Origin of the sequence: Anaerococcus rubeinfantis, from assembly GCF_001487145.1 — a bacterium.
Lineage (GTDB): Bacteria > Bacillota > Clostridia > Tissierellales > Peptoniphilaceae > Anaerococcus > Anaerococcus rubeinfantis.
This window is the reverse complement of record NZ_LN913016.1, coordinates 643,310-658,943: the sequence shown is the minus strand read 5'-3', so window position 1 is coordinate 658,943 and position 15,634 is coordinate 643,310. Positions and strand designations below refer to the sequence as shown.

Sequence of the window (15,634 nt, the reverse complement as noted above, 5' to 3'; positions counted from 1 at the left end):
TTGCAAAAATATTTTTTCTATGGTATATTATTTCCAGTGCCACTTTAGCTCAGTCGGTAGAGCGCATCCATGGTAAGGATGAGGTCCTCAGTTCGATCCTGGGAAGTGGCTCCATTTTTTTGCCCATTTTTAATTTAAAATCTTTAATTTTGAATTTTAAAATAGACTTTGTTTTTCTTACTATATTTATTAAATTAAAAGAGACCGTTAAAATATGAATTGATTTCATTTTTTATTGGTCTCTTTTAAATTCTATTGATTTATTAAATTTAATTTTCTTAGCAAGGTTAAAAATGCTGATAGTAAAACTGCCACTACTGAAGCTAGTACCATACCTTGTAATTGAATGGATCCAAATTTTATTGATAAGCCTGAAAGTCCTGCTATAAATATTGTTGAGGTTAGGATTAAATTTATTGATTTTGAATAGTCTACTTTTTGGTCTACTAATAATCTAATTCCGCTTGTTCCTATCATTCCGTATAACAAGAAGGTTACTCCTCCTATTACATCTCCAGGTATTGTTTGAATTAAGGCTGCAAGTGGTCCGACAAAGGCCATTAATATTGATATAACTGCTGCAGCTCCTATTACTTGAACTGAATATACTCCTGTTATTGCCATAACTCCTATATTTTCTCCATAAGTTGTTGTTGGAACTCCTCCGACTAATCCTGATAGGGCTGATGAGAAGTTATCTGCAAATATTGACCTGTGTAAGCCTGGATCTTCTAATAAATTTCTTCCTATAATATTACTTGTTACAACTTGGTGTGAGATATGTTCACTTGTTATTACGAGTATTACTGGTAGCATTGATAGAATTGCTTCTATTGAAAATTTTGGTGCTGAAAAGTTTGGTAGGGTAAATAGTTTTGCTTGTAAAACTGGTGTAAAATCTACCATTCCAAAAAATAATGAACAAATATATCCAACCACTATGGCAATTAGAATTGGTATGGTTGAAAAAAATCCTCTAAAGGAAACTGAACCGATAATTGCTGTAAATAGGGTAATTCCAAATATTATAAAATCTTTATAACTTGCTGTATCTGTCATTAGGTTTGCTCCGATTGAACCGCCTGTTACTGTGTTTCCTGCAAGCTCAAATCCTATTAGGGCAACAACAGATCCCATGGCTGCTGGTGGCAATACTACGTCAATCCATCCGATTCCAAATTTATATATTATATATGCCAAAAAGCATCCTAGAATTCCGACCACAATAAAAGCACCTTGAGCGTATTGAAATCCTTGACTTGCTATAATAGCTGTTCCTGGTGCTAAAAATGCAAATGATGATCCCAAATAAGCTGGTGCTTTCTTTTTGGTAAATAATATAAATAATAATGTTCCTATACCATTCATAAATAGTACAATTCCTGGATTTATTTTAAATAAAATAGGAACTAAGACACTTGCTCCAAACATTGCAAATGTATGTTGAATTGAAAGTGGTAACAACAATTTAAATGGTAACTTGTCTTCTACATGGTAAATTTTTTTAGAATTTTTCATAATACCTCCTTGTATACATCAAGAGTTATATTAGCAAAAATTGTATTAATTGTCAATATTTTTTGTAATTATTAATTTTTTAAATTTTATTTCAAAAAAATAAAATTTTATTTTTAGGCATAATAAAAGACCCAGCCGAAGCTGAGTCTAAATTTTTTATGTATATATCTTATTCTGCTGGTGAGATTGCTTCTACTGGGCAAACTGCTGCACAAGATCCACAGTCGATACAAGCATCTTCGTCTATAACGTAAGCTGCGTCTCCTTGTTCAATTGCTTGAACTGGACATTCACCTTCGCATGATCCACATGATATACATGTATTTTCATCTATTCTATAAGCCATAATTTTACCTCCTAATTTCTTATATCATTATTATAGTAGTTAATTTTATTAATGTCAAATGATAGTAAATCTCAATTTTTTATTTCTATTTATCCATTACTCTTCTTATATCTTTTGGACAGTAAGATTTTTCGATTTCTGTATCATCTTCTTCGATTCTAACCCTTATTTTACATTTTTCTTTAACATAATTATTTTCAACAACTACCCCTATTCCATCTTCTGTTTGTATTTTTTGTCCAACTTTTGGCATAGCTTTTTTGGCTATTTTATAATTTTCATTTTCGTAGGATAAACAACACATTAATCTTCCACAAAGACCTGAAATTTTATTTGGATCTAGGGTTATATCTTGCTCTTTTGCCATTTTTATTGATAATGGTTGAAAATCACTCAAAAATCTTGCACAGCAACATTTTTGTCCACAAATTCCAACACTTGAAACCAATTTTGCATGATCTCTTACTCCAATTTGTCTAAGTTCAATTCTGTTTCTATAAATTGATGCAAGTTCTTTTACTAATTTCCTAAAGTCCACCCTATTATTTGATGAAAAATAAATTAGCAATTTTTTTCTATCGAAGGTAAATTCTGCTTCTATAGCATGAAGGTTTAAGCCAAGCTTATCTGCCTTTTTTTGGCATATTTCTACAGCTTCTTTGGCATCTTCCTTGTTTTTTTCGTCGGTTAAAAGGTCATTTTTATTGGCTTTTCTTATTATTTCATTTAAATCATGGTCAAACTCATCTTCTTTTATTTCTTTTATGGAAGTTTTAATCATTCCCATCTCCATACAAGAATTAGAGTTTACTATAACCCTATCACCAATTTCTAAGTCAAAATCCAGTGGATTATAATAATATATTTTTCCAGTTTTTTTAAAGCTTATCCCTACTACCTTCAATACTTTTCCCCTCTCTATAAATAAAAATAAGGAAATTTTCAACTGACATGTCGAAATTTGCATTATTTTTTAATCCTTTTGTTATTTGCTCAATTTTTTTTATTATCCTATCAATAGAATCAAAAGGTAATTTTTCTATTTTTCTAAGATAAAAGAGTATTTTCTGATTTTCATTTAAATTATCTGTATAGTATTTTAATTTTATCAAATTATTAAAAAAATTTAAAATTTCTCCAAATAATTCTTCTTTATAGTCTTTCGCTTTGATAAAAAAATCCTTATTTTTATAATAAAAAGAAAAATTTCCAGAAATTATTTCACTTAATATATAGGATAGTTTTTCCCTATCTACATATTCATTTTCCACCTGACTTTTAAAATTAATTATTTGACATCTTGACCTTATAGTTTTGAGCAAGCTATGAGCATTATTTGCTGTAAAAATAAGGATAATATAAGATTTTGCCTCTTCAATACTTTTTAAAAGAGCATTTGAGCTTTCTATGCTCAAATTTTCACTATCCTTAATCACATAAATTTTAATTTTCCCATTTGTAGGTCTAAGATACATATCTTTAATTAAAAACCTTATGGTTTTTATACTTATATTTTTTTCTTTTTCATCTTTTTCAATTATTTCAAAATCAGGATTTTCTTCAAGCTTTGTATCAATACCATATTTGTTAAAGACACTCGTAGAAAATTCCAATGCCTTTTCTAGATTATAAGTGGAATTTCTAGATTCAAAAATATAGGCATTGGAAAGTTTGTCATTTTCTATTTGATTTTTTAAAATCTCTGTCATTTCAGATTCTTATATATTGGTCAACATCTAAAATAAATACTGTAGCTCCCCCAACATTTACATCTACTGGCGCACTTGTTGCCAAAAGTGGAGAATCTGCTGTTGGATTTATAACTGATGATTGGGTTGTTCTTTTTTTGCAATTATCTTCAATAATTTGTTTTACTTCTTCAAGATTTTCTTCTTCGATTCCTATAAGAAGAGTAGTATTTCCTTCTCTTAAAAATCCACCTGTTGTCGCAAGTTTTGTAACCCTATATCTTTTTTCTGTCAAAGAATCCATCAAAAAATTTGCGTCTGCATCTTGAACTATAGCTATTAAAAGTTTCATTTTTTCTCCTTTAAATAAGTCTTAATTACATCTAAACAATTATTAACAACTGTTTCTACATCTTTATTAGCATCTATTGGTATAATTTCATCCTTAAATTTTTTAGATAAATCAATATAACCATCATAAGTTTTTTTGTGAAAAGAATCATCCTCATTTTCCAAACGATCAGATACGAAATTTCTCCTTTTCCTATCAATGGCAGTTTTGTAGTCTATATTTAAAAACAAAGTTAAATCGGCTCTTATTTCTCCAATGGCAAAATCATTTATATTTTTAACCTCGTCAATACCAAGACCTCTTCCAATACCTTGGTATAAGATAGAACTCATTACAAACCTATCACAAAGAATAATTGATCCCTTTTCCAACAAAGGTCTTAGTTTTTCTTCAACCAATTGAGCCCTGCTTGCAGCATACAATAAGGCTTCACACCTTGCTGACATTTCTACATTTTCATTATCTAAAATAATTTCTCTTATTTTTTCTGAAATTTCCGTTCCGCCAGGTTCTCTAAACTTATATATATCATACCCATCTTGCAAAAGTTTATTATAAACTTTCTCCAAAACAGTAGTTTTGCCAGAACCATCCGGACCTTCAAATACAATTAATAAACCTTTCATAATATTATTATACAATAAATTGAAAAAAGATTAAAATTTGAAAAAAATTAAATTTTCGCAAAAAAAAAGACCATAAAGGCCTTTGTTTCTTAGACTTATTCTTCGTCTTCTTTTTCTTCAGTTTCATCAACAGTTGGTACGTCAGCTGCAGATTCACCTTCTTCATCTTCAACAATAACTTCTTCTTGAGGTTCTTGAAGTGAACAAACAACTTCATCATCTTCAAGTAGGATATTGATATTTTCATCTTTAGCAATATCAAGATCAGCAACTGTGAAAGCATCACCAATTTGCATTTCAGTTACAACAACTTCAGCATATTGTGGGATGTACATTGGTAAACATTCAACTTCAACAGTATCAATATTTTGAACAAGAACTGAAGGTTCAACCCTAATATCATCTCTTCCACTTAAGTAAACTGGAACTGTAACTCTGATTGCTTCTTTTGCGTTGATTGCTTGGAAATCTACATGGAAAAATTGAGATTTAAATGGGTGCATTTGATAATCTTTAATAAGTACTGGTACCTTTTCTCCATCAAGATCTAAGTCAATAATTGTAGATGTACCTGCTTGAGATAATACTTTTTCAAAATCTCTTGAAGTAAATTGTACATTTATATTTTCTTTATCTTTACCATATACAACACCTGGTACAATAGCTTGTTGTCTAAGTTTATTAACTTTATTTTTTCCGACAGCTTCTCTATTTTCTGCTTTTAAAACTATATCTGCCATTGTTTCCTCCTTATTTTATCTAACTTTCATACTGATTAATTATACCTTATTTAAAAGGATTTGACAATAATAATATTATTATTTAAATTTTTTTAAAAAAATCAAAAAATTGGGTATATAAATATAGAAACAATTATACATTTAGGAGGTATAAATGACAGAAAGAAAGAAAAAATTCGGTGAAGAAGAAATCACAGTAATCGGAGAAGAATTAAAGGTTGGAGATATTGCACCTGATTTTAAAGCAATAAATAACGACTTATCAGAATACAATTTTTACAAGGAAGAAGAAGGAAAAATAAAAATTCTTTCAGTAGTACCATCACTTGATACATCTGTTTGTGAAATTCAAACAACAAAATTCAACAAGGCTGCTGCAGAAATCAGTCCTGACGTATCAATTGTAACAATATCAAACGACCTACCATTTGCACAATCAAGATTTTGCTCAGCAAAAGGAATAGACCAAGTAAAAACAGTATCAGACTACAATTACCTAGATTTTGCTGAAAAATATGCAACCTTAATCAAGGAATTAAAACTACAAAACAGAGCAGTATTCGTTGTAGACAAAGATAACAAATTAGCTCACGTAGAATATCTAGAACAAAACACAGAACTACCAGACTATAAAGCTGCAATAGAAGCTGCAAAAAAATTAGTATAAAAAAATAAATCTTTAAAATCACAAAAATTCACAAAAAATAGCTAGAATAATCTAGCTATTTTTTTATAATAAAAAGCAAACCCAAATTGAGTTTGCCCTTAAATTTATTATAATAATTCTCACAAAGCTTGTTCATTAAAATATTTTTTATAATATTTGATAGTAGAAATTCTTCTTTTCATATAAGCTAAATATCTTTTAAAATTCTTATCATTTTCATACCAAGTTGTAAATACATATCCTTTACTTAGCATTTTATAAGCTAAATCCTTATCTTTTTTATTCACATATTTTTTTAAAACAGATGGATCAACATACAACCAAAGACCATTTTCATATTCGTAATAACAAGGTTCATCTTTTTTATAAACCAAATCATCAACAAGATATTTAACGAAATTATTATTAGTAGCATTCATATAAAAACTAGACCTTCCTTGCCTAATATTTATTTCAAATACCTTATATTTTCCATCCCTAACATCATATTTTAAATCAAAATTTGCAAATCCAGTATAAGAAATTTCTTCTAAAAACTTTTTATATTGTTGGTAAATTTTTTCATCTCCTATAGTAACAATTGCATTATAATTTCCAATATTAAGTGGCAAAACTTCATCTAGTAAACACTTACCAAGGCTCATCATTTTAACTTTTGAATTACTATCAACATAAGCATTCAAAACATACATATCTGAGCTATCTCCTGGTATAAAATCTTGAGCTATCATCTTACCAGTATAACCTGATTTATAAATTTGATTTAAAGTTTTAACCAGTTCAGAATTATCATGTATTTTATAAGCTTTTTTCTTTCCTTCAAAATGAGTATTATAATACTCAATTGAATCATTAGCTTTAAGAGCTATTGGATAAGACAATTTTGATTCGATTTTATTAACAGATTCATTTGTATTATCATTTGTGATAACTGTGTCAGGATAATCTAGCCCATATTTATCACATATATTATAAAAATCTATTTTATTTTCTAATTTTTCTTGGGTATATTTATCTACATAATTAATTAAATAATAATCCTTCAATTTTTCTTTATTATTAACGACCAATGAAGTATAACCATCAGAACAAGAAATCAGAATCAAATCATAATCTTGATACATTTTTTTTATTTTTAAAAGTTCTTCAACAAATATATCATCATTTTCAAAATTTTCATTTGTATATACATCACAAATTTTAGAATATCTCGTATCTCTTAGAGGTTTTATGCCCATACAAATTGATTTTATACCATAAAGCTTGTGTGCACTTCTTGCAACACCATAGGCATTCAAATCTGTTCCTAATATAACAAGTTTAAAATTTTTCATATACTACTACCTTTCAATTTTATTTAACATTAGTTGATTATGTCTATCATTATACCCTAAACTTTTCCTAATTTTTACTACACAATAAACTTTCTAATAAAGATAAAGTAGTAATAGATCCTACACCATTTCTACAAGTAACTACATCTAAATCTAAACCTTCTATACTAGTATAATCAATGTCACCAAACATTTTTCCATCAATAAAACTTACGCCAACATCTATCAATATTTGTCCATCCCTAAAATAATCTCTATTATAATAATTAGCCTTTCCTATAGCACTTATAAAAATATCACAATTTCTGATTTTCTCCCTTTGATTTTTAGTTTTAGAATTAAAAACAGTGACTGTGGCTTTTTTTGCATTTAAATAATTAAATAATGGCTTTCCAATAACATTATTTGAATTAGCTATAATAACATCTTTACCAGTAAGATCAACTTTTAAAAACTCTAAAAACCTTATACATGACTTAGCTGTCTGAGGTAAATTTGTAAAATCTTTATCCATAATTTTTCCCAAAGAACTATATGTAAATCCATCGAGATCAAAAAAAGGCATATTTTCCCTAAGAAATACAAAATCCGTTTTTTCAGATAAGGGCTGCAATATAATAAATCCATCAATATCATTTAAATTTTTACAATAATTTAAAATTGAATTGTGATCATCTCTATTTGAAAATTTTTTATCTACATATTTAACCTTAAATTCATCACACCTTTTTATAATAGAATTTTTATATTGCAAAACAGAAGAGTCATTACCTTGCGAAATAATAAGAAGCTTCTTGTCATGATTAAGCTTATTTATTTTTTCTATTAAATTATTTTTAATAATATCACTATTAATTATTCTCATTTTTTCCTCATAAAAAAACGCCCCTAAGGACGTTTTATCATTGTTTATTAGAATATTCTTCTAGCTCCTACTATTGATGATTTACACCATGGAGCATTTATATTTCCAGTTATAACACCTGTACTTGGTGTAGAAGCATGAACAAAATTTCCACTAGAATCAGTAACTATTGCTACGTGTTCTATAGATGCTCCGCCATTGTATGAGAATAATAAAATATCTCCTGCTTGTAAACTATTCAAGCTAACAGAGTATCCGTTACCTGCTTGAGCATAACTTGTTCTAGCCAAATTAACTCCTACTTGTTTGTAAGCATATTGTACCAATCCTGAACAATCAAATCCATTAGGACTTGTTCCTCCCCAAACATATGGTCTACCTAGCATAGATGATGCTATATTTGCTACAGCTTGTCCACTTGCTGATACTTGTGGAGCTTGTTGAGCAGATGCTTGTTGAGCTTGTACATTGCTAGCTTGTCTATTATTTTGCACTACTTGTTGTGGTTTTGATACTTCTGTATTTGATAATAAGTTTGCACTTATATATCCTGTTTGTCCGTTATAATTTACTTTTAACCAACCGTTAGCTAGCTGTCCACTAACTTTATCTCCCATAGTATAATTTCCAATAATATTATTTGAAGTTGATGCTCCTGCTCTAACGTTTAGTGCAGCTGTATTAACCCAACCAGTATATGCTTGAGATTGAACTTTATTTTCTTGTTTTGCAGGTGCTGGAGTTTGTTGATCATTTTGAGCCTTTGTTTCTTGTTTATTTTCAACTACAGGCTTTTTAACTTCTGTATTTGAAAGGTAATCAGATGCAATGTAAGCAACTTGACCGTTATGATTGATTTTTAACCATCCATTTTCAAGTGTTCCTGATACTTTTTCACCCTTAGTCAAAGCTCCAAGTATGTTAGAATCTGTATTCGCACCGCTTCTTAAGTTTAAAGCATAGGTATTTACCCATCCTGTAAAACTTGTTGGTTGAGATACTTGATTTTCAGCTTCTTTTTGAGCTTTTGCTGCTTCAGCTTTTTTAGCTTCTTCTTGAGCTTTTGCTTCTTGGGCTTTTCTTGCCTCTTCTTGAGCTTTTGCTTCTTCGGCTTTTTTAGCTTCTTCTTGGGCCTTTGCTTCTTCAGCTTTTCTTGCTTCTTCTTGGGCAATAATTTCTTCAGTGCTTGCTTGTACTACTTCAGTATTTGCTACAGCTTGATCAGATAAAAAGTCTAATTTTATGTATCCATTATCAGTTTTTAACCAACCATCTTCAACTATACCTTTAACTTTGGTATTCTTACTTAATACATCTATTACGTTATTTTCTTGATCTGATTTTGAAGACCTAAGATTTAAAGAGTCTACAGCTACAAATTTTTCGATTATAGGGCTTTCTTCTAAAACTTGGCCAACTGTATTTTCTTCCTTATTATCTTCAGCTTTATTTTCTTCTATTTTCTTATCTACAGCTTCAACTATAGCATCTTCACTAGATGATTCAAAAATAGAAGGATCTGCTAAATTTCTAACTTTTGATAGCTTAGCATCTTTATTATTTTCATTTTTTTCTGCAAATTTTGTATTTTTAACTTCATTAGAATAATCTTTTTTTACAGATTTAACTTTGGACGCATATTCTTTTTCAATGAAAGATACATTATTATCTAATACTTTCTTTGATTGATCTTCTTTATCTAAATTGTTAATCGTTGAAGCGTAAGCTGTTGCGCCAATTGTTACTGCAGCCAACACTCCTATAGTCGATCCAATATTTTTTTTACTCATTTGTTTCCTCCGTCAAAATATAATTTTTTACTCTGTTATGAAATCTAAACTAATGATATATCTTTTTAACAAAATAGTCAATAATAAGTTACAAAAAAATTACACTTTTCCCTATATTTTTTATATTAATTTGTGAAAACACTTGTATAAACCCAATTTATATAAATATTTTAAAAAATAAATTTATTTTCGTAACTTATTTTAAATTTTTTTATGAATTGTAACAATAAAAAAACTACCCATATAAAAATGGATAGTCAAATTAAAAATTAAGAGTAAATCTGTAAGCCGTGTTCTGTTAAAAATAATCATCTATCTAGGCTAATTGTCACCAATTAGCTCAAGCGAACTACCATACTGGACCGTTTCGAGTAGAAATCCTAATGTCCCTTTTGTTCTTGCACCGGATGGGGTTTACACAGCATAATTATCACTAATTATCTGGTGAGCTCTTACCTCACCGTTCCACCCTTACCAAAAAATTTTGGCGGTATACTTTCTTTTGCACTTGCCTGAAGGTCACCCTTACTAGACGTTATCTAGCATCCTTACTCTGTGGTGCACGGACTTTCCTCGTACTTGACGCGATTATTCAATTTACTCCATTAAATATTTTATCACTTTTTTTTATTTTGTAAAGATTTAGAAAAATTCTCTAAAAGAATCTTCTTGAGAATATGTGTAGATTCCAGTTGCAAAATTATTTTCTAATAAATTTTCAATCATATAAATAACATGGTTTTCACTTGCAAAATGTCCTGGATCTATAATATTTATATCTTTACAATTGTCCAAAGCATCGTGGTATTTAACATCGCTTGTAAGAATTAAATCACAGTTTTTATCAATTGCATCTTTAATAAATTCACTCCCAGCTCCTCCGCAAAGTGCAACTTTTTTAATTTTTTTATCTTTATTTCCATAAAGTATCAGGCCCTTGCACTTTAATTTTTCTTTTACATATTCTGCAAAATCAGCTGAAGATATTTCGTCAACAAAACCAAATCTAGCCATTGGTGTCTCATTTTCTGTATCAAGATTGGAAATTTTTTTAAGCTCTAATATTTTTGCTAAATTATCATTAACCCCACCAGCTCCAATGTCTAAATTTGTGTGCATGGCATATACACTTATATCATTTTTTATTAATTTTTCTATTTTTTTGTTGTAATTTTTTCTAAAATCAAGAGATTTTATTGGAGAAAAAATAAAAGGATGATGATTTATTATTAAATTACAAGATTTTTCTTTAGCTTTTTCAATTGTTTGATCATCAAGATCCAAGGAAATCATTATATTTTTAAGGTTGTTTTCTAAATTTCCAATTTGAAGACCTGAATTATCCCAATCTTCCTGTATGTCTAAAGGAAATTTTTCTTCCAAAAAATTAACTATATCTTTTATCTTCATAATTTTTCACCTCTTTAATTGCTTTTAGTCTTTCTTCAATTAAGTCGAGTCCTTCTTTATTTTCAGAAAATTTTTCTATGTTTTCTTTAAATTTTAAATTTTTTCTATAAATTTGCTCTAGTCTTTTCTTTAATAAAGGGTTCTCATCTTGATATATAAATTTCCCAAAATAAATTTCACCCAAGGATAGTTTCCTATCTTTTCCATTTTTAAATCTTATTATATCGTAGTGTTTCCTACCATCTTTAATAAGAAAATCTTTATCAATATAAAAATTATTTTCATTTAAAAATTTTCTGAGTTTTTCATTTCCTATATTTCCTTCACAAATTACATAATCAAGTTTTCTCACTTTTTCAATATTTTTATTTAAAATTTCAATTATTGTGACAGCGCCCATACCTGCGATTATTGCAATTTGATTTTCTTTTACTTCTACCTTGTCTAAACCATCACAAACTTTGGTTTTTATTATTTTTTTTAAATTTTCATCTAATTTATCTTCTAGCTTTTGAAGGCTTTTTTTTGAGATATCTGTTGCTAGTATATCTTTAGATATTTCATTTTTTGCTAAATATAAAGGGACCAATCCATGATCAGTCCCTATATCAATTACGCTTTTACCTTCTTCGACTAGATTTGCAATTTTTTCTAATCTTTTAGTAATTTTCATTTTATAAAAAGTCTTTCAATAATTCACTCTTATTAGGCGATTTTAATTTTCTTAGTGCCTTTGCTTCTATTTGTCTAATTCTTTCACGTGTTACGTCAAATTCTTTTCCAACTTCTTCAAGAGTTCTTGGAGTTCCATCAATTAATCCAAATCTTAATTGCAAAACTCTTTTCTCTCTTGCTCCAAGACAAGATAAAACGTCATTTAATTGGTCTCTTAACATTGAATAGTTTGCTGCATCATCTGGATTTATAGCTGTATCATCTTCAATAAAATCTCCCAAATGACTATCTTCTTCTTCACCTATTGGTGTTTCTAAGCTTACAGGTTCTTGGGCAATTTTTCTAATTTCTTGAACTTTCTCAACTTCAATTCCCATTTGCTCAGCAATTTCTTCATTTGAAGGATCTCTTCCTAAATCTTGAACTAATTGTCTTTGAATTCTAACTAATTTATTTATAGTTTCAACCATATGAACAGGAATTCTTATTGTTCTTGCTTGGTCGGCTATTGCTCTTGTTATAGCTTGTCTTATCCACCAAGTTGCATAGGTTGAAAATTTAAATCCTCTATTATAGTCGTATTTATCTACAGCCTTCATAAGACCCATATTTCCTTCTTGGATCAAATCTAAAAAGCTCATTCCACGGCCTACATATTTTTTTGCAATTGATACAACAAGCCTTAAGTTTGTTTCAGCCAATTTTTGTTTTGCCCTATTTGCATCAAAAATCGCCCTATTTAATACTTTTATATCTTCAGCATCAAAGCCATGGTCTTCAAAAATTTTATTGCAAAGATTTTTTGTTTTTGCAAATCTTTCCAAATCTCTTACACTAGATTCTGATAAAGGCTTATATTCATAAACTTGTTTAGCCTTATTAGAAAAATTAATTAAATCATTTATTAATAATTTGTCATTAGTTTTTAGAATTTCATTTTCCGCGCCCTTTTTATAAAGATCTGAAAAAGCCAAATAAATTAATGAAACAATATCATCGGATTCCTTAGTTGCAACCAGATTTCCAAAATTATCAAACAAATCGCACAAAATATTTGCTTCTTTTTCACTTAATTCTTTGTCTGCTATAGATTTTTGGGCTATATCACAAATTAAAATTTTGGACCTTATAGCTTCCAATTGGTCTTCTGTTAACTCTTGATTTAACATATTTTCAAATTGATGACCAATTTCTATTAAAGAAAGAAGATTTGTCTTTGTTTCCTCATCAAATTCTTTATTTTCTAAAATTAATTGATTTGCTCCAAGTATGGTTAGGGAAACATCACCATAAAAAATATCCAAGGCTAGTTTTATTTTATTTTGTTTGGTGAGTTTTTTGCCGCTTTTACTCCTGAAAGCAATATCTCCAAGCTCCATTTTTTTAGCCAAAAATATTTCTTCATGAGCATCCAAAAGCTTTACCTTACCAATTTCTTTCAAATACATTTTTACTGGATCGTCCAATTTAAGACCTGTAATGGTATCTTCTTGAATAATCTTTCTTTCTAACCTTTGCTTACTAGTCACTTTTTTCATGTGATCTTCAAGTTTTTCGTCAGAAAAATCCTCGTCCTCATCTTCTAAATCATCTATTATTTCTTCATCTTCCTCTATATCTTCGTCTTCGTCCAAGACAGTTCTTTGTTCTTCAACAATCTCTATTCCATTGGATATAATTTGGCCTATAACATATTTTTTGCTTTCATCTTCCATTTCTTTAAAACTCTCAAAAGTGTAAACTTGTTTGTATGTTACAACACCTTCTTGAGATTCACTTATAGATTTAAATTCATCTATAATTTCTCGTAGAAGATCATCCTCTAGCATTTTCTCGTTATCACTTGTCATAAGTCTCCCCTCCAGCTTTGAAGTGATTAGTCTTTATTTTTCAACTTTTCCAAAAGTTTTCTTCTATTTTCAAGATTAATTTTTTCTTTCAATTCATAAGCTAATATTTTATTCGACTTGTTTTTAATATAATCTATTATAAATTGATAATCATTTGAAAAATTTTCACTTATCCTATCAAAACCATTTTTATCAATATATGCTTTTACTTCTTTTAATCTATCATCAACCAATGCTTGATCGAAAAAATCTTCAAATTCCTTGTAATCATCTCTTTGATTAAGATATAATCTTAGGGTTTCAAGTTCATTAATTGGAATTTCATAATTTTTTCTTTCAACAATTATTTTTTGTTTTTGGTGAAAATTTTTAAAATTATTATCGTTTGAAAAATTATCTTTATTATTTTTATAAGTCTTTTTGTAGTTATCATTATACTTTAAGACGGATTCTTTTAAAGTAGCCTTATCTATATTAAAGAGTTTGCTAACATTATTTATAAAAATTTCTCTAGTAAGATCTGACTTAATAGATGCCAAAAATTCGATAAATAAATTTAATTTTTCAAATTTCTCATTATCCTTGCTTTTTGCATACAAGTCAAGAATTTTATTGTACTTGTAATTATAAACATCACTAGCCTCATCCATTTTTTTAATAAAGGCATCTTTGCCATATTTTTTTACAAAATCATCTGGATCAAGACCTTTTTCAAGGGAAATTATATTTGGTTTTATTCCTTCATCTAAAAGTATTTCGATTGCCCTATCAGTTGCTTTAATTCCAGCATTGTCCTCGTCATAGCAAATATAAACATTTTTGGCGTATCTTTTCAAAAGTTTTGCTTGATCATTTGTAAGACTTGTTCCAAGACTTGCCACAGCTTGATCGATTCCTTGGTTATTTAGACCAATTACATCCATATAACCTTCAACCAAAATAATATCCTTACTTGCCTGTTTTTTAAAAATATTTAAACCATAAAGGTTGTATCTTTTTTTAAAAACCTTACTTTCAGGTGAATTTAAATATTTTGGCATGGTAGAATCTATGCTCCTTCCACCAAAGCCAATCACTTTTCCATAGTGATTTATAATAGGAAAAATCAACCTATTTCTGTACTTATCATAATATTTTCCGTTTTGAGATTTTTTTATTAAACCCAAATTTTCAATATCATCCAGCAGATAATCTTTCTTTTTTACATAATTTAATAAGTCATCCCAAGAATTTTTGGCATAACCTAACATAAAAGTATTTACAATATTTGACCTAAAGCCCCTATTTTTTAAATAAATTTGTCCGGTCTTATCAGTCAATAAATTTTTGTAAAAATACATCATAATATCTTTGTTAATATCATAATACCTATTTAAAATTTTATTTTCCTTTGAAGATTTTGAATCATCAAGTTTTATGCCAGCCTTATTTGCCAAATACTTCATGGCATCTATATAGGAAAGTCCTTCTTTGTGCATAATAAAAGAAACAACATCACCGCCTTCGCCACAACCGAAGCAATGAAATAATTGTTTCTTGTCATCAACTGTAAAGGATGGTGTCTTTTCGTTGTGAAAAGGACACAAACCCTTATAAGAGTTACCAGATTTTTTTAAATCTACATAATCTCCAATAATTGCCACAATATCTGAATTTTCTAAAATTTGATTTTTTTTCTCATCAGATATAAACACCATTAAACCACCCCTTGATATAAACCCTATTATACTTTTGTAAAATTTTTCTTCAATAAATTAAAATAAAAAGCAAAAA

The 15,634-nt window shown here is 28.6% G+C and carries 15 protein-coding genes, 1 tRNA gene and 1 other RNA gene; 2 read left to right on the top strand and 15 right to left on the bottom strand.

Annotated features, from left to right (window positions below; genetic code table 11):
* The first annotated feature begins 38 nt into the window (after nucleotides 1-38).
* A tRNA-Thr gene (locus BN3265_RS04035) sits at nucleotides 39-114 on the top strand.
* 138 nt (nucleotides 115-252) lie between these two features.
* Here the strand turns inward: BN3265_RS04035 and uraA are convergent.
* The 7 genes from uraA to BN3265_RS04000 form a co-directional block, all read right to left on the bottom strand.
* Nucleotides 253-1,518, bottom strand: a complete 1,266-nt coding sequence (gene uraA, locus BN3265_RS04030; protein WP_058990274.1) for a uracil permease — start codon at nucleotides 1,516-1,518, stop codon at nucleotides 253-255.
* Nucleotides 1,519-1,687: 169 nt separating this feature from the next.
* Nucleotides 1,688-1,864, bottom strand: coding sequence for a ferredoxin family protein (locus BN3265_RS04025; protein WP_058990273.1), 177 nt, complete (start codon nucleotides 1,862-1,864; stop codon nucleotides 1,688-1,690).
* 85 nt (nucleotides 1,865-1,949) lie between these two features.
* Nucleotides 1,950-2,768: a PSP1 domain-containing protein gene (locus BN3265_RS04020; RefSeq protein WP_058990272.1), complete on the bottom strand. Its 819-nt coding sequence runs from the start codon at nucleotides 2,766-2,768 to the stop codon at nucleotides 1,950-1,952.
* Nucleotides 2,743-3,573, bottom strand: coding sequence for a DNA polymerase III subunit delta' (locus BN3265_RS04015; protein WP_058990271.1), 831 nt, complete (start codon nucleotides 3,571-3,573; stop codon nucleotides 2,743-2,745). The genes BN3265_RS04020 and BN3265_RS04015 overlap by 26 nt, the downstream gene beginning before the upstream one ends.
* Nucleotide 3,574: 1 nt before the next feature.
* A complete protein-coding gene (locus BN3265_RS04010) occupies nucleotides 3,575-3,904 on the bottom strand; it encodes a cyclic-di-AMP receptor (protein ID WP_058990270.1) in 330 nt (109 codons plus the stop codon).
* Entirely contained in the window at nucleotides 3,901-4,530 is a 630-nt protein-coding gene (gene tmk / locus BN3265_RS04005; protein ID WP_058990269.1) for a dTMP kinase, read from the bottom strand. Before tmk ends, BN3265_RS04010 begins: the two co-directional genes overlap by 4 nt.
* Nucleotides 4,531-4,625: 95 nt before the next feature.
* Nucleotides 4,626-5,270, bottom strand: a complete 645-nt coding sequence (locus tag BN3265_RS04000) for a 50S ribosomal protein L25 (protein WP_058990268.1) — start codon at nucleotides 5,268-5,270, stop codon at nucleotides 4,626-4,628.
* 154 nt (nucleotides 5,271-5,424) lie between these two features.
* On the opposite strand from BN3265_RS04000, the gene tpx reads away from it, so the two are divergent.
* Nucleotides 5,425-5,937 carry a thiol peroxidase gene (gene tpx / locus BN3265_RS03995; protein WP_058990267.1) on the top strand — a complete coding sequence of 171 codons (513 nt, stop codon included), beginning with the start codon at nucleotides 5,425-5,427 and terminating at the stop codon, nucleotides 5,935-5,937.
* 119 nt (nucleotides 5,938-6,056) lie between these two features.
* Here tpx and BN3265_RS03990 read toward each other — a convergent pair whose 3' ends face one another.
* The 8 genes from BN3265_RS03990 to dnaG form a co-directional block, all read right to left on the bottom strand.
* Nucleotides 6,057-7,271, bottom strand: a complete 1,215-nt coding sequence (locus tag BN3265_RS03990; RefSeq protein WP_058990266.1) for a carboxylate--amine ligase — start codon at nucleotides 7,269-7,271, stop codon at nucleotides 6,057-6,059.
* A 67-nt stretch (nucleotides 7,272-7,338) separates the two neighbouring features.
* Nucleotides 7,339-8,136, bottom strand: a complete 798-nt coding sequence (locus BN3265_RS03985) for a bifunctional 5,10-methylenetetrahydrofolate dehydrogenase/5,10-methenyltetrahydrofolate cyclohydrolase (protein WP_058990265.1) — start codon at nucleotides 8,134-8,136, stop codon at nucleotides 7,339-7,341.
* A gap of 47 nt (nucleotides 8,137-8,183) precedes the next feature.
* Entirely contained in the window at nucleotides 8,184-9,926 is a 1,743-nt protein-coding gene (locus BN3265_RS03980) for a C40 family peptidase (RefSeq protein WP_058990264.1), read from the bottom strand.
* Between the two features lie 268 nt (nucleotides 9,927-10,194).
* Nucleotides 10,195-10,530: RNase P RNA component class A (gene rnpB, locus BN3265_RS09215), an RNA gene on the bottom strand.
* A 38-nt stretch (nucleotides 10,531-10,568) separates the two neighbouring features.
* Entirely contained in the window at nucleotides 10,569-11,336 is a 768-nt protein-coding gene (locus BN3265_RS03975; protein WP_058990263.1) for a Nif3-like dinuclear metal center hexameric protein, read from the bottom strand.
* On the bottom strand, nucleotides 11,314-12,009 hold the full coding sequence (locus BN3265_RS03970; protein WP_058990262.1) for a tRNA (adenine(22)-N(1))-methyltransferase: 696 nt from the start codon (nucleotides 12,007-12,009) through the stop codon (nucleotides 11,314-11,316). Before BN3265_RS03970 ends, BN3265_RS03975 begins: the two co-directional genes overlap by 23 nt.
* A gap of 1 nt (nucleotide 12,010) precedes the next feature.
* The gene (rpoD, locus tag BN3265_RS03965; RefSeq protein WP_082664095.1) at nucleotides 12,011-13,861 is read right to left on the bottom strand and encodes an RNA polymerase sigma factor RpoD; all 1,851 of its coding nucleotides are present in this window, start codon (nucleotides 13,859-13,861) and stop codon (nucleotides 12,011-12,013) included.
* Between the two features lie 26 nt (nucleotides 13,862-13,887).
* Entirely contained in the window at nucleotides 13,888-15,558 is a 1,671-nt protein-coding gene (gene dnaG, locus BN3265_RS03960; protein ID WP_058990261.1) for a DNA primase, read from the bottom strand.
* Nucleotides 15,559-15,634 lie beyond the last annotated feature (76 nt).

What these genes read in the sequence shown, in the direction of transcription:
- BN3265_RS04015 (WP_058990271.1), bottom strand. Translation starts at nt 3,573, where the DNA reads ATGACAGAGATTTTAAAAAATCAAATAGAAAATGACAAACTTTCCAAT.
- BN3265_RS04010 (WP_058990270.1), bottom strand. Translation starts at nt 3,904, where the DNA reads ATGAAACTTTTAATAGCTATAGTTCAAGATGCAGACGCAAATTTTTTG.
- BN3265_RS03990 (WP_058990266.1), bottom strand. Translation starts at nt 7,271, where the DNA reads ATGAAAAATTTTAAACTTGTTATATTAGGAACAGATTTGAATGCCTAT.
- dnaG (WP_058990261.1), bottom strand. Translation starts at nt 15,558, where the DNA reads ATGGTGTTTATATCTGATGAGAAAAAAAATCAAATTTTAGAAAATTCA.
- tpx (WP_058990267.1), top strand. Translation starts at nt 5,425, where the DNA reads ATGACAGAAAGAAAGAAAAAATTCGGTGAAGAAGAAATCACAGTAATC.
- rpoD (WP_082664095.1), bottom strand. Translation starts at nt 13,861, where the DNA reads ATGACAAGTGATAACGAGAAAATGCTAGAGGATGATCTTCTACGAGAA.
- BN3265_RS04025 (WP_058990273.1), bottom strand. Translation starts at nt 1,864, where the DNA reads ATGGCTTATAGAATAGATGAAAATACATGTATATCATGTGGATCATGC.
- BN3265_RS03970 (WP_058990262.1), bottom strand. Translation starts at nt 12,009, where the DNA reads ATGAAAATTACTAAAAGATTAGAAAAAATTGCAAATCTAGTCGAAGAA.
- BN3265_RS03975 (WP_058990263.1), bottom strand. Translation starts at nt 11,336, where the DNA reads ATGAAGATAAAAGATATAGTTAATTTTTTGGAAGAAAAATTTCCTTTA.
- BN3265_RS03980 (WP_058990264.1), bottom strand. Translation starts at nt 9,926, where the DNA reads ATGAGTAAAAAAAATATTGGATCGACTATAGGAGTGTTGGCTGCAGTA.
- tmk (WP_058990269.1), bottom strand. Translation starts at nt 4,530, where the DNA reads ATGAAAGGTTTATTAATTGTATTTGAAGGTCCGGATGGTTCTGGCAAA.
- uraA (WP_058990274.1), bottom strand. Translation starts at nt 1,518, where the DNA reads ATGAAAAATTCTAAAAAAATTTACCATGTAGAAGACAAGTTACCATTT.
- BN3265_RS04000 (WP_058990268.1), bottom strand. Translation starts at nt 5,270, where the DNA reads ATGGCAGATATAGTTTTAAAAGCAGAAAATAGAGAAGCTGTCGGAAAA.
- BN3265_RS03985 (WP_058990265.1), bottom strand. Translation starts at nt 8,136, where the DNA reads ATGAGAATAATTAATAGTGATATTATTAAAAATAATTTAATAGAAAAA.